14 protein-coding genes and 1 tRNA gene are annotated in these 11814 nt (G+C 64.3%); 9 read left to right on the top strand and 6 right to left on the bottom strand.

The genetic code is table 11. The features are described from left to right. Positions 1-45 precede the first annotated feature (45 nt). The 3 genes from HZB49_RS14015 to HZB49_RS14005 all read right to left on the bottom strand — a co-directional run bounded on the left by HZB49_RS14015 (position 46) and on the right by HZB49_RS14005 (position 2093). The gene (locus tag HZB49_RS14015) at positions 46-762 is read right to left on the bottom strand and encodes a RibD family protein (RefSeq protein WP_291612292.1); all 717 of its coding nucleotides are present in this window, start codon (positions 760-762) and stop codon (positions 46-48) included. A gap of 40 nt (positions 763-802) precedes the next feature. Then, positions 803-1864: a 2-dehydropantoate 2-reductase gene (locus HZB49_RS14010; RefSeq protein WP_291612290.1), complete on the bottom strand. Its 1062-nt coding sequence runs from the start codon at positions 1862-1864 to the stop codon at positions 803-805. Positions 1865-2016: 152 nt separating this feature from the next. Beyond that, positions 2017-2093 (bottom strand) — tRNA-Pro (locus HZB49_RS14005). 69 nt (positions 2094-2162) lie between these two features. Between HZB49_RS14005 and HZB49_RS14000 the strand changes: the two genes are divergently transcribed. The 4 genes from HZB49_RS14000 (at position 2163) to HZB49_RS13985 (ending at position 5802) form a co-directional block, all read left to right on the top strand. Next, positions 2163-3155, top strand: a complete 993-nt coding sequence (locus tag HZB49_RS14000; protein ID WP_291612288.1) for an L-threonylcarbamoyladenylate synthase — start codon at positions 2163-2165, stop codon at positions 3153-3155. Between the two features lie 73 nt (positions 3156-3228). Further along, the gene (locus HZB49_RS13995) at positions 3229-4656 is read left to right on the top strand and encodes an FAD-binding oxidoreductase (protein ID WP_291612286.1); all 1428 of its coding nucleotides are present in this window, start codon (positions 3229-3231) and stop codon (positions 4654-4656) included. Next, positions 4653-5105 (top strand): GNAT family acetyltransferase, encoded by a 453-nt coding sequence (locus HZB49_RS13990; RefSeq protein ID WP_291612285.1) that lies wholly within the window; start codon positions 4653-4655, stop codon positions 5103-5105. The genes HZB49_RS13995 and HZB49_RS13990 overlap by 4 nt, the downstream gene beginning before the upstream one ends. Before the next feature lie 115 nt (positions 5106-5220). Continuing rightward, positions 5221-5802: an NUDIX domain-containing protein gene (locus HZB49_RS13985; RefSeq protein ID WP_291612284.1), complete on the top strand. Its 582-nt coding sequence runs from the start codon at positions 5221-5223 to the stop codon at positions 5800-5802. Between the two features lie 112 nt (positions 5803-5914). Here the strand turns inward: HZB49_RS13985 and HZB49_RS13980 are convergent, their stop codons facing one another. Then, positions 5915-6883: an ABC transporter substrate-binding protein gene (locus HZB49_RS13980; RefSeq protein ID WP_291612282.1), complete on the bottom strand. Its 969-nt coding sequence runs from the start codon at positions 6881-6883 to the stop codon at positions 5915-5917. 157 nt (positions 6884-7040) lie between these two features. Next, positions 7041-7799, bottom strand: a complete 759-nt coding sequence (locus HZB49_RS13975; RefSeq protein ID WP_291612280.1) for an SOS response-associated peptidase — start codon at positions 7797-7799, stop codon at positions 7041-7043. 62 nt (positions 7800-7861) lie between these two features. Here HZB49_RS13975 and HZB49_RS13970 point away from each other — a divergent pair, with 62 nt between their 5' ends. The 3 genes from HZB49_RS13970 to HZB49_RS13960 are packed head-to-tail and all read left to right on the top strand — an operon-like array spanning position 7862 to position 9274. Then, on the top strand, positions 7862-8356 hold the full coding sequence (locus HZB49_RS13970; protein ID WP_291612278.1) for a hypothetical protein: 495 nt from the start codon (positions 7862-7864) through the stop codon (positions 8354-8356). A 58-nt stretch (positions 8357-8414) separates the two neighbouring features. After that, the gene (locus HZB49_RS13965; RefSeq protein ID WP_291612276.1) at positions 8415-8840 is read left to right on the top strand and encodes an NUDIX domain-containing protein; all 426 of its coding nucleotides are present in this window, start codon (positions 8415-8417) and stop codon (positions 8838-8840) included. 56 nt (positions 8841-8896) lie between these two features. Then, positions 8897-9274 (top strand): TIGR02301 family protein, encoded by a 378-nt coding sequence (locus tag HZB49_RS13960; RefSeq protein ID WP_291612274.1) that lies wholly within the window; start codon positions 8897-8899, stop codon positions 9272-9274. A 45-nt stretch (positions 9275-9319) separates the two neighbouring features. Here the strand turns inward: HZB49_RS13960 and HZB49_RS13955 are convergent, their stop codons facing one another. Beyond that, the gene (locus tag HZB49_RS13955; RefSeq protein ID WP_291612271.1) at positions 9320-9652 is read right to left on the bottom strand and encodes a nucleotidyltransferase family protein; all 333 of its coding nucleotides are present in this window, start codon (positions 9650-9652) and stop codon (positions 9320-9322) included. 140 nt (positions 9653-9792) lie between these two features. Here HZB49_RS13955 and HZB49_RS13950 point away from each other — a divergent pair, with 140 nt between their 5' ends. Next, complete coding sequence (locus tag HZB49_RS13950; protein ID WP_291612464.1) at positions 9793-10437, top strand: HAD family hydrolase; 645 nt, start codon at positions 9793-9795, stop codon at positions 10435-10437. Between the two features lie 132 nt (positions 10438-10569). Continuing rightward, positions 10570-10836: a hypothetical protein gene (locus HZB49_RS13945; protein WP_291612462.1), complete on the top strand. Its 267-nt coding sequence runs from the start codon at positions 10570-10572 to the stop codon at positions 10834-10836. Positions 10837-11814: the final 978 nt, after the last annotated feature.

Here is an 11814-nt window from a genome sequence, read left to right as displayed (position 1 = left end):
ACCCGTGATGCGACCGGTTTCATTCCGAACCAAATCGACAAACGATCAGCCCGGCGCGCGTTCGACGGCGTGGCGCAACCAAACCATGCCGCCCTCCAGCGTTTCGCAATGCGTGAGCCGCAGCGATTGTCCGGCTCCGGGGCGATCCCCCTCAGGTCCGTCATAGTCCACGATGCTTTGCCCGCCGGCCACGCCATCGACCGCCGGGCGGATCAAGGTGCTGAACTCGTCGATGAGCTTGTGTTTCAGGAACGCGCCGTTGATCCTGCCGCCGCCTTCGAGAAGAAGCGTTTTGACATCAAACAGCGAGGCGATCTCGTCGATTGCGCGCCGCAAGTCCTCGCCCTTGGGTCCGGCAAAGACATAGGACACGCCGTCCTCACGCAGTTCCGCGAGGTACGCATCCGACACTTCCTCGCCCAGGACGGCGACAACATGGTCGCCGCCGACATTGTCCTTGCCATAATGAACGCGGCCCGACGGATCGATGGCGATCGCGAGCTTGCGCCCGTTGCGCGCGGCGACATGCGCCTTGCGCGCAACCTTCGGCGCATCCTTCACCAGCCGCTCCGTTCCCTTTGCCATCTCGCTCATTGTCCTGCGGCCGACGATCCAGCCATCGGCGTCGAACTGGTCATGGACCCGCTCATAGTGTCCGCGCAGGACATCCTGGGAGATGCCCTGCGCCGGCAAGGTGAAGCGGCTCGGATGAAGGCGGCCGTCGATCGACGTGCCCATGTGGCAGATGATGTGGGGTCGCATGATTCTCTTCTTGGCTGGTCAGGCTGTTGATCGGCGCGCTCTAGTTCAACCTGAGCTCGGTGATGTGCCGCGGATCGGCCTTCAACTCGCCGCGCTCCACCTTGGTGACGAGGTCCGTCAGCACCGCGTTGGCGCGGCAGGCGATGCCGACCTTCTCGCCCTCGCGCACCACGAGGCCATTGAGGAAATCGATCTCGGTGCGGCGTCCCTTCTGCATGTCCTGGCCCATCGAGGGCCGCTGCTCCGATGACGTCCGCTTGCCGTCTTCAAGGCGCTGCGCGTCGCAGGCCTTCATCGCGGCCTCGTCGCCCTCGCCGGCGCGTGCGATCGTCTCCGGCGGCAGGTGCAATATCTCCTCGAGCTGATAGCCCTGCGCCTGGCCGACGCGGATCGCCTCGCTGCCGAGGCGCGTCGAGAAGCGGCGGATCGGTTCGCTCTCGAGCATCTGCCCGCCGGTGAGGCCGGTGCAGGCCGAGAGCCCGTTGCCCATGACGTTGGCGACGAGTTTCGACCAGCGCTCGCCCCACAGATTGTTGGTCACCCTGGCGCTGTCGGCATAGCCGACCAGCCGGCAGATTTCCTGCGCGCGGTCGGTGATCCGCCCGTGCACCTCGCCGGTACGGAACACGGTGTGCGCCGCCCCGCCCTTCCCCGCGCCGCGATGGATGTGGCCGGGCGCGGGCAGGTTCACGGTGATGCTGCTCGCAATGCAGCCCAGCGTCTTGCCCCAGCCGACAATGCCGGCGATGGTCTCCTCGTTCATGCAGTTCTGCAGCGAGACGACATAGCCGTCGGGCGCCAGATATTGCTTGATCATCATGGTCGCCCACGCCGTGTCGTAGGACTTCATGCAGACAAAGGCGATGTCGACCGGCTTCTCCTTCGACAACTGCTGCACGTCAGTCACATGCAGCGCCCGAACCGGCACCGCGAATTCCGCCACGTCCTTCGCATGGGTGACGCGCAGGCCGTGCTTGCGCATGTGCTCGACATGCTCCGGCCAGGGATCGATGAAAGTGACGTCCTCGCCGGCCTGCACCATATGCGCCCCGGCATAGCCGCCGACGGCGCCCGCTCCAACGATGGCGATCTTCCGGCCCATGCGTACCTCCCGGCGCTTCTTGGTTGCGCGAGCCTATCGCGCCGCCGGGCTGGACCACAAATGCAGGGCGACCATCCCTGCCCGCAACGCGCGCAGGGTTGCAGGCCCGCCGAAAACAGGCCAAAAAGCGCGCGATCGTGGCAGGAAATCGATGGTCGGAGTGGCAGGATTCGAACCTGCGACCCCTGCTTCCCGAAAGCAGTGCTCTACCGGGCTGAGCCACACTCCGACTAAGAACGCGGCTTATAGCCTCCGGCCTTCGCCACCGCAAGGCGCGGAATTGAGGAATTTGGTCCTAGTGAATCCCACCCTGGAAACCCGGATTTTGCCTGCCGGCACGGCCGCGGTCACCGCAGCAGTGCGCACGCTGGCCGCGGGCGGGCTGGTCGCCTTCCCCACCGAAACCGTCTACGGCCTCGGCGCCGATGCGGCCAATCCGGCGGCGATCGCCCGGCTGTACCAGGCCAAGGGCCGGCCCGCCTTCAACCCGCTGATCGCCCATGTCGGCGACCTCACGGCGGCGAGGAAGATCGCCCGCTTCGATGCGGCGGCGCTGAAGCTCGCGGAGGCCTTCTGGCCGGGGCCGCTCACCCTGGTGCTGCCGAAGTCGGAAAATTGCGTCGTCGCCGATCTCGCTACCGCCGGGCTCGACACGGTCGCGGTGCGCGTGCCCGCGCACGCGATCGCGCGCGACATCCTGCGCGCTTTTGGCGGGCCGGTAGTCGCTCCGTCGGCCAATCTGTCGGGCCATGTCTCGCCGACCGACGCCGCGCATGTCGAAAGCGATCTTGCAGGCAGGATCGATCTCATCGTCGACGGCGGACCGGTCGAGGTCGGCGTGGAATCCACCATCGTCGGCTGCTTCGAGCAGCCGATGCTGCTGCGCCCCGGCGGCGTGCCGCGCGAGGACATCGAGCGCGTGCTCGGCCGCGCGCTGCCGCAGCCGCCGCAGGAGGCGGAGAGCGACGGCGCGCAGCCGCTGGCGCCCGGCATGCTCGCCTCGCATTACGCGCCGCGCACGCGCGTGCGGCTCAATGCGGACAGCGTCGCGCCCGGCGAGGCGCTGCTGACGTTCGGATTGCACCGATTGCACGGAGAGGATGACGCGGTTGCGATCATGAATCTCTCGCCGAATAGCGATCTCGCTGAAGCCGCCGCCAATCTTTTCGGTTATCTTCGCGCTCTCGATGCCAGGGGAGCAACGACCATTGCCGTGATGCCGATCCCCAACGAAGGATTGGGTGAAGCCATCAACGACCGGCTGCGCCGTGCGGCGGTGGGACGAGCATGATCCCGAAAAGTGGGAACCGGTTTTCGGACGAGATCATGCTCAAGAAGAGAGAGAGACTAAGGGAAGAGAAGACGTGAACATCGTCCAGCAGGCCGTGCTGCCGCTATCGAGCGAGCTGATCGCAAAATTCCGCGCCATCGTTGGCGACAAATATGCCGTGACCGATCCGTCCGACATCGCGCCCTACACCACCGAAGAGCGCGACCTGTTTCGCGGCCACTCGCCGCTGGTGCTGCGGCCCGGCTCGACCGCGGAGGTCGCCGCGATCTGCAAGCTCGCCAACGAGCACCGCATCGCACTGGTGCCGCAGGGCGGCAACACGGGCCTGGTCGGCGGGCAGACGCCGCACAACGGCGAGGTCGTGGTCTCGCTGCGCCGCATGGACAGGATTCGCGAGGTCGACACCGCCTCCAACACCATGACCTGCGAGGCCGGGGTGATCCTGCAAAACGCGCAGCAGCGCGCCGCGGAAATCGACCGTCTGTTCCCGCTGTCGCTCGGCGCCGAAGGCAGCTGCACCATCGGCGGCAATCTCTCCACCAATGCCGGCGGCACCGCGGCGCTGGCCTATGGCGTGGCGCGCGAGATGGCGCTCGGCGTCGAGGTCGTGCTCGCCGACGGCCGCGTGCTCAACGCGCTGTCGAAACTGAAGAAGGACAACACCGGCTACGACCTGCGCAACCTCTTCATCGGCGCGGAAGGCACGCTCGGCATCATCACCGCGGCGACGCTGAAGCTGTTTCCGAAGCCGCATGCGGTCGAGACCGCCTATGTCGGCCTGAAGTCGCCGGCGCAGGCGCTGAGGCTCTTGGAGATTTCGCAGAACGAGGCGGGGTCCAGCCTCACCAGCTTCGAGCTGCTCGCCGATATTGCGGTGGATTTCTCGATCCGCCACGGCATCAATGTCCGCGATCCCCTCACCACGAAACACCCCTGGTATGTGCTGATGGAGCTGTCGTCGGTGCGCGACGACGCACGCGACGCGATTGAATCGATCCTCGCCAAGGGCATGGAAGCCGGCATCGTCGACGACGCCGTCATCGCCGCGAATTTGAGCCAGCGCCAGATGTTCTGGAAGCTGCGCGACGAGATGTCGGCCGCGCAGAAGCCGGAAGGCGGCTCGATCAAGCACGACATTTCCGTGCCCGTCGCCGCCGTGCCCGCCTTCATCGAGGAGGCCAACGCCGCCGTGGTCAGGCTGATCCCGGGCTCGCGGCCGGTGCCGTTCGGCCATCTCGGCGACGGCAACATCCATTACAATGTCAGCCAGCCCGTCGGCGGCGACACCGCCGATTTCATGGCGCGCTGGCACGAGGTCAACAAGGTCGTGTTCGACATCGTGCTGCGCATGGGCGGCTCGATCTCCGCCGAGCACGGCATCGGCGTCCTTAAGCGCGACGAGCTGCCCGACGTGAAGGACAAGACCGCCATCGAGCTGATGCGCAGCTTCAAGGCGCTGCTCGATCCCAACGGCATCATGAATCCGGGCAAGGTGCTGTGAACGCGCCCGCTGCCGTCGCCGCGCTCGCCATCGCCGATATCGCCGACGCCGATGTCGAAGCCGTCATCGCGCTGTGGCAACGCTGCGGCCTGACCCGGCCTTGGAACGATCCGGCCAGCGACATCGCGCTGGCGCGGCGGCGCGAGAATTCCACCGTGCTGGTCGGCCTCGCGGATGGCGCGATCGTGGCCACCGCCATGGTAGGCCATGACGGCCATCGCGGCTGGGTCTACTACGTCGCCGTCGATCCCGACCGCCGGAAGAAAGGCCTCGGCCGTGCCATCATGGACGCCGCCGAGCAATGGCTGCGCGCGGCCGGTTTGCCGAAGCTGCAGCTGATGGTCCGCCGCGAGAATGCGCAGGCCGGCGCGTTTTACCAGTCGCTCGGTTATGAAGAAGCCGACACCGTCGTCTACGCCAAGTGGATCGACGGCCGGACCAAATCATAGGAATCTTAGGGTGGGCAAAGCGTAGCGTGCCCACCTTCGCGACCGCACTGGAGAAGGTGGGCGCGGCGCAAGCGCGCCTCTGCCTACCCTGTGCACCGACCACGGAAAGGCTTCCATGACGATCTCCGACCGCATTCGCGTCAAAAGCGTCCGCAGGCTCTCCAACGGCCACTTCAAGCTGAATGCCGTCACCTTCGACTGGCGGCGCGACGACGGGCAATGGCAAACGCAAAGCCGCGAGGTGCTCGATCGTGGCGGTGCCGCCGTCTTGCTGCCCTACAACCTCGCGCGACGGACGGTCGTGCTGGTGAAGCAGTTCCGTTATCCCGCCTATGCAACCGGCTACGATGACCTCTTGATCGAGGCCGTCGCCGGCCTGCTCGACAACGCAGCCCCCGAAGAACGCATTCGCCTCGAGGCTGAGGAAGAGACGGGCTACCGGCTGCACGAGGTCCGGAAAATCTTCGAAGCCTTCATGAGCCCGGGCGCGTTCACGGAGAAGGGCCACTTCTTCGTCGCCGAATACGAGCCGACGATGCGCGTGTCCGCCGGCGGCGGCCTCGCCCACGAAGGCGAGGAGATCGAGGTGCTGGAGCTTTCGGTCGACGAGGCGCTCGCCATGATATCAGACGGCCGCATCATCGACGCCAAGACCATCATGCTGCTGCAATACGCGGCGCTGCAGATTTTCAGCTAGCGCGAGCGGACGTTCTATTCATTAATTCGATATGTCCACTCTACCCCAAGAGCGGACATGAAAGCGGACATAGCTCGTGTCGGTTTTGGGCTAAAAGCCGGAATGAACTGCCTCATTCGATCACGTCCGCGATGGCTAGCATCTGTGGTGGTACAGTGATCCCCAGTTCCTTAGCTGTCCTGAGGTTGATCACGAATTCATACTTAGCAGGTTGCTCAACGGGTAGATCAGCAGGCTTGCTGCCCTTGAGAAGTTTGTCCACGTAGCCGCCCGCATGAAGCCAAAGGTCGGGCCAATCAGGACCATACGAAACTAGTCCGCCCTCGATGGCGTGATCCTTGATGAGATAAGCTGATGGCAATCGATGCTTGGTCGCCAGCGCACCTAGTCGCGCCCGGTTGCGAAGGAACAAGGGATCACCCAAGATAACTATCGCATCGGCACGTTGGGCCACGACCGTGGCAAAAGCTGCATCAAGCTCCTCCGCTGTAGTCACCGCAACTATCGGAAGGTCCAAGCTCATCTGCCGGGCCGTTTGTGGCAATTCCTCGGTTGTTATCTTTCTATGCGATGGATTGCTGTTAGTAGTCAGGATCGCCACCTTCGACGCGCCGGGAACAAGCTCGCGAATTAGTTGGAGCTGCTTGCTGACAAAATGTCCGGGCACGAAGGACGCAAGGCCCGTGATGTTTCCGCCCGGGCGAGACAGGCTTTGGACGAAGCCGACCGCGACGGGATCAGCTACGCCTACGAATACAATCGGTATGCTAGAGGTCGCCGATTTCAGGGCTGCGGTTGATTGTGGGTTGCCCGCCATAATTAACTCGGGCCTGAGCGTTACCAGTTCGGCAGCTAGAGCAGGCAAGCGATCAGGTGATCGGCCGTAGCGATATTCAATAGTCAGGTTGCTTCCATCCACCCAGCCGTGGTTTCGCAGGCCGGTGAGCCAACCGCTCTGCCAACTTGGTAGAAGCTCATTGACTGCGAGAAAGCCAATGCGCCGACGTGTCTGCTGCGCGAACGAACGACGCGAGGAAACGAGCAACGTCGCAGCAGCTGCAAGAAACTCTCTCCGCCTCATGCGCTACCCCCGTGGATGACCGATCCAGCGTAGTCACCTTTACCCACCAGTCCATGCGGCTGAATGTCTGTTTCGGGTCAAAAGTCGAAATCGTCAGGGCGGGCAAGAACGACTGCTCTGCGCCCGAAAGCGGACGTTGCGCTCACCAGTACACGCCCTAGAACAAGCTCCCCTGCCCGTCATCGCCGCCGCTTGCTGCCCTCTTCACCGCCGCCCGCTTCGGCTTCGGCGCCTCGGCCTGCCGCTGCTCGTCCGTGATCGGCAAGATCAGCTGCGCATCGTCATTGGCGACGCGATTGACCCGCGTCGACACCTCGTGCCAGGCGAACTCGCCTTCATGCGGCCCCGTCAGCTGCGATATCACGCCTTCGGCGGAATCCGAGGAGCAGTCGAGCCAGCGCTCGAAAGCATCCTCGGCAATCGTCACGGGCACGCGGTGATGCAGCACGGCAAGGTCGGGGCTTGCCGGCGCGGTGACGATGGCGACCGTGTCGACCTCCTCGCCGTTCGGCCCGACCCAGGTCTCCGCCAGCCCGGCAAAGCCGATCGGCTTGCGGTCGGCGCGATAGATGAAATACGGCCGCTTGCGGTCGGCGGAGACATGCCATTCGTAATAGCCGTCGGCCGGGATCAGGCAGCGCCGCCGCCGGATCGCGTTCTTGAATGCCGGCTTGTCCTGCACGGTCTCGCTGCGCGCATTGATCAACAGCGTGAACTTTCTGGGGTCCTTCACCCAGGCCGGCACCAGCCCCCAGCGCATCAGCCGGAAATGCCGCGCGCCGCGGTCGAGGATGATCACCGGAACGGGTTGGGTCGGGGCAACGTTAAACCTCGGCGGGAAATTCGGCTGTTCGGCGTAGCCAAATACCTGCCGGATCGCCGCCGGAGGGGATGTAATCACGAAGCGTCCGCACATTCTGCAACCCAGACAGGTACTTGTTCAGTTCCCTTTAACTCCAGACGTTAACACTACGCGAGATGAGTGCAGGGGCCTCAGCATCCGCGCGTTCCAATCCGACGGGCATCGACGAGGCCCGCGCGGCACAACTGCGCGCGGCCAACATCAACCCGCGCACGGGGCTAGCCACCGACTACCTCAATCATTTCAACGAAGCCATCATGCTTCTGGAAATGATCCCCGACATGCCCGAATGCGCCGAAGACTTTCTGCTGTGGTGCCCTTTGACCTACGCCGAGCATTTCACCGCCTCCAACTTCAAGGCGCGCGACCTCGCCATCGAGGCCTATGAGCAGGCCCATCCCGCGGTCCGCGGCGAATTCGACCGCCTGACCTCCACCATGACCTCGATCCTGACCGCGGTGGGCCAGGCCATGCGCGAAGTCTCCCAGGACAAGACCCGCGCCACCCTCGCCGAACAGGCGACCGGCTGGGTCAAGCCGCTGGTGTCGCTCGCCGGCGGCGTCATCAACGGCGGCAGCGAGTCCGACATCGATACCATCATGGCGGGCTGAGCACGGCCCGACGCGGCGCGTTTGCGCGGAGCCCATGCTCCAACTATAAGCTGCCGCCGTGACCGCCATCGATCATCCAAAGCATCCGCAGCTCGCCGTCAGCGCCGCGATCTTCCGCGACGGCAAGGTGCTGCTGGTGCGCCGCGCCCGCTCCCCGGGCATGGGCTTCTACTCGCTGCCGGGCGGCCGGGTCGAATTCGGCGAATCCCTGCACACGGCACTGCACCGCGAGGTGGATGAAGAGACCGCCATCAAGATCGACATCGTCGGCCTTGCCGGCTGGCGCGAGGTGCTGCCCTCGGCCGCCGGCGGCGGGCATTATCTGATCATGTCCTTTGCCGCGCGCTGGAAGGCGCTGGAACCGGTGCTCAACCACGAGCACGACGACTTCAAATGGCTCGAGCCGGATGCGCTGGGCGACCTCAGGATGACCGGCGGCCTTCAGGAAGTGGTTCAGGCCGCCTGGCGCATCGTTAACGCCTAGAACCAGCCGCTTACGCCTTGCTTCGAACCCAATGAGGGGGCATATCGGGCTCAACTATGCCCAAGCATCTCGCAGCCATTTTCCTCTTGATTTCGGCCGTTCTGACCGCGCCCGCGCGGGCCCAGGATGCGGCCGCGCCCTTCGACGGCGACCTGCAGCGGCTGGCCGAGATCCTCGGCACCCTGCACTATCTCAGGGGCATCTGCGGCAACAATGAAGGGCTGAAATGGCGCAACGAGATGCAGGCGCTGATCGATGCCGAGACCCCTTCCGGCGACCGCCGCGCCCGCATGATCGCCGCCTTCAACCGCGGCTATAACGGCTTTCAGCAGACCTACCGCAGCTGCACGCCGGCGGCCAACGTCGCGGTCCGCCGCTACATCGACGAAGGCGTGAAAATCTCGCGCGACCTGACCGCGCGCTACGCGAACTAGCGAGCATACGCGAGCTATTTGGGCGGCTGTCGAGCGGGCGGTCATTCAAAAAATCCGCACAGCCTCGCGTTCGATGTCGGAACGTAGCAGCGGATGCAATCCCTTGCGCGTGCCATAGTCCACGTTTTGGCCTACCGCATGCTGGATCGCTTCGAAGGCGTCCATGAAAGGCAGGAAGCCGAACGCCTGGCCCGGCGCGGGATCGACAAACACGTCAATGTCGGAATCAGGCCGCGCATCGCCGCGCGCATGCGACCCGAACAGGTACAACGCGGTTACGCCAAGCCCGCGCAAGGCAGGCTCGGTTTTCTTGAGCTTTGCTATGACTTCATCGCGGCGCATATCACCTATATAGCCCGCGGCCGATGAATTTTCCATTTGCCGATGGATAGCCTAATCCAGCCTGAAAACAATGACTTAAGATTCCAGCCCCGCGGGCGCCGGACGACATCGAACCTTTCGCCCCGGTCCGCAACCGCTGCTTTCAACGGATCGGCAAACAAGATAGTCCGATGGACATGGACACCATCTTCTTCGACCTCGACGGCACCCTCACCGACCCCAAGCCCGGCATCACCCGCTCGCTCCAGTACGCGCTGGAGCGGCTGGGCCGCCCGGTGCCGGCGCAGGACGAACTCACCTGGTGTATCGGTCCGCCGCTGCGGACGAGCCTGGTGAAGCTGCTGGGCGGCGAGGAGGATGCCGACCGCGGCGTGGCCTTGTATCGCGAGCGTTTTGGCGATGTCGGCCTGTTCGAGAACAGCCTCTATCCCGAGATCGAGGCGACGCTGGCCGCGCTGAAACCCCGCGCACGGCTGTTCGTCGCCACCAGCAAGGCGCATGTCTATGCCGACCGGATCATCGACCATTTCGGGCTGCGCCCCCATTTCGAATATGTGTTCGGCGCCGAGCTCGACGGCACCCGCGCCCACAAGGGCGATCTCCTGGCCTTTGCCCTCGAGCGCACCGGCACCGATCCGGCGCGGGCGGTGATGATCGGCGACCGCAGCCACGACATCGTCGGCGCCAGGGTCAACGGCATTGGCGGGATCGGCGTGCTCTATGGCTATGGCAGCCGCGAGGAACTGACCGAGGCTGGCGCGGCGCACCTGTGCGCCACGCCGCGCGCGATCCGCGACCACCTCCACGCTGGTCCCGGCTGAAGCCGTTTCCCTGCAAAAGGAAGAACCGCGTTAACCTTTCCTAAAGAACTGCCCTAGGCGGGGCAGAGGCCCGTGCTACACAGCCTTCGCCAGATGCGTTCCGGGGAGCGCGTCAAGAATCCGTTGAGTGCAATGAGCCTGCCTGCGCCCTATTCCATCGCCCGCGAACCCTTGCCTGACCACGAGCAGAAACAGGCGGCGCTGAGCTACCTCAACGAAGCCTGGGCCGAAGCCCGCCACGAGGGTGTCGACGGCGACTGCCTGGCGCAGGCCAGCATGTTCGCAGCGCTCGCCGAGCTGGTGACCACCTACGGCGAGGACGCCGTGGCCAAGTTCGCCGAAGGCCTCCCCTTGCGCGTGCGCAACGGCGAGTTCTCGCTGAAGCTGGCGAAGCAGTAAGCGGCTCTCCCCATTCGTCATTTCGGGGCGCCGCGGAGCGGCGAGCCCGGAATCCATACCCACAGGCCATAGTTGCTTCAAAAAAAGTCGTCGGCCGGTCTCCAAGGCAACGACCGTCTCGGCGTATGGATTCCGGGCTCGCGCCTTCGGCGCGTCCCGGAATGACGCCGTTGCGTGTTGCAAATTCGGCACGGCGGGCAAATCACTTCGGTTTGACGGAATCGTGTCAAGTCCGGAAAGCAAAAATATTTCGCTTTACAAGAATTCTGATTTACTGCATCTATCGTCCATCCCGTGCCGCACGAGGGGACGTATCGCGATCGTCACGACACGTCGGCGCGGGCTGCGATGGACGCTGCGGCGTCAGGTGCTGAATTTCTGCACCGGACGGAACGCCCGCGGCGTACGGCGAAATCGTGTGGTCCTGGCGCCGCGACCCTGGCGCTACGCCGGTGGGGAGCTCTTTCCATCGGCAACGGGGGCAAGAAAGGCCGCTCCCCGGGGAGAGTACGTATAAGCCGTAAAACCGTTGCGCGGGGAAGGCCGGGATGTCCTGGCTGTACCTGTCAAACCCGTGTGCATTTCTATCGCTACACACCGCACACGGCGATGCGGGTGCCGCCGGCACCCGGCCTTCCCTGCGCCCTCTTCGAGGAAGGGGGCCAACGAAGACACAAAGCTCAGGCAAAAATCGCGCCGTGAGAATGAGAGCGCTTGCCTCAAGCACACCTGTCGTCCCGGACAAGCGAGCGCAGCGAGCGCCGATCCGGGACCCATAACCACAGGACAGTGTTTGGCGAAGACTGGGGTTCCACCTCGTTCTTACAACGCAACCCTGTGGTTATGGGTCCCCTGAGTTCACAAACGAAGTGCAACACTTCCTTAGGGAGGTGTTGCCATGGGGCGGAGTTACGATCAGCTTTCCCTGGACGATCGATGCGAGATTGCCCGCCTTTCGGCCAATGGCAGCTCGATTCG

The organism is Bradyrhizobium sp. (assembly GCF_016219575.1).
Taxonomy (GTDB): Bacteria; Pseudomonadota; Alphaproteobacteria; order Rhizobiales; family Xanthobacteraceae; genus Bradyrhizobium.
The sequence above is the reverse complement of the archived record's forward strand: the minus strand, read 5'-3'. Positions and strand labels throughout refer to the sequence as shown.

Excerpts from the sequence above, each read along its gene's own strand:
- HZB49_RS13985 (WP_291612284.1), top strand. The coding sequence starts at position 5,221 with ATGACGATCTCCGACCGCATTCGCGTCAAAAGCGTCCGCAGGCTCTCC.
- HZB49_RS14010 (WP_291612290.1), bottom strand. The coding sequence starts at position 1,864 with ATGGGCCGGAAGATCGCCATCGTTGGAGCGGGCGCCGTCGGCGGCTAT.
- HZB49_RS13955 (WP_291612271.1), bottom strand. The coding sequence starts at position 9,652 with ATGGAAAATTCATCGGCCGCGGGCTATATAGGTGATATGCGCCGCGAT.
- HZB49_RS14015 (WP_291612292.1), bottom strand. The coding sequence starts at position 762 with ATGCGACCCCACATCATCTGCCACATGGGCACGTCGATCGACGGCCGC.
- HZB49_RS13970 (WP_291612278.1), top strand. The coding sequence starts at position 7,862 with ATGAGTGCAGGGGCCTCAGCATCCGCGCGTTCCAATCCGACGGGCATC.
- HZB49_RS13980 (WP_291612282.1), bottom strand. The coding sequence starts at position 6,883 with ATGAGGCGGAGAGAGTTTCTTGCAGCTGCTGCGACGTTGCTCGTTTCC.
- HZB49_RS13960 (WP_291612274.1), top strand. The coding sequence starts at position 8,897 with ATGCCCAAGCATCTCGCAGCCATTTTCCTCTTGATTTCGGCCGTTCTG.
- HZB49_RS13945 (WP_291612462.1), top strand. The coding sequence starts at position 10,570 with ATGAGCCTGCCTGCGCCCTATTCCATCGCCCGCGAACCCTTGCCTGAC.
- HZB49_RS13950 (WP_291612464.1), top strand. The coding sequence starts at position 9,793 with ATGGACACCATCTTCTTCGACCTCGACGGCACCCTCACCGACCCCAAG.
- HZB49_RS13975 (WP_291612280.1), bottom strand. The coding sequence starts at position 7,799 with ATGTGCGGACGCTTCGTGATTACATCCCCTCCGGCGGCGATCCGGCAG.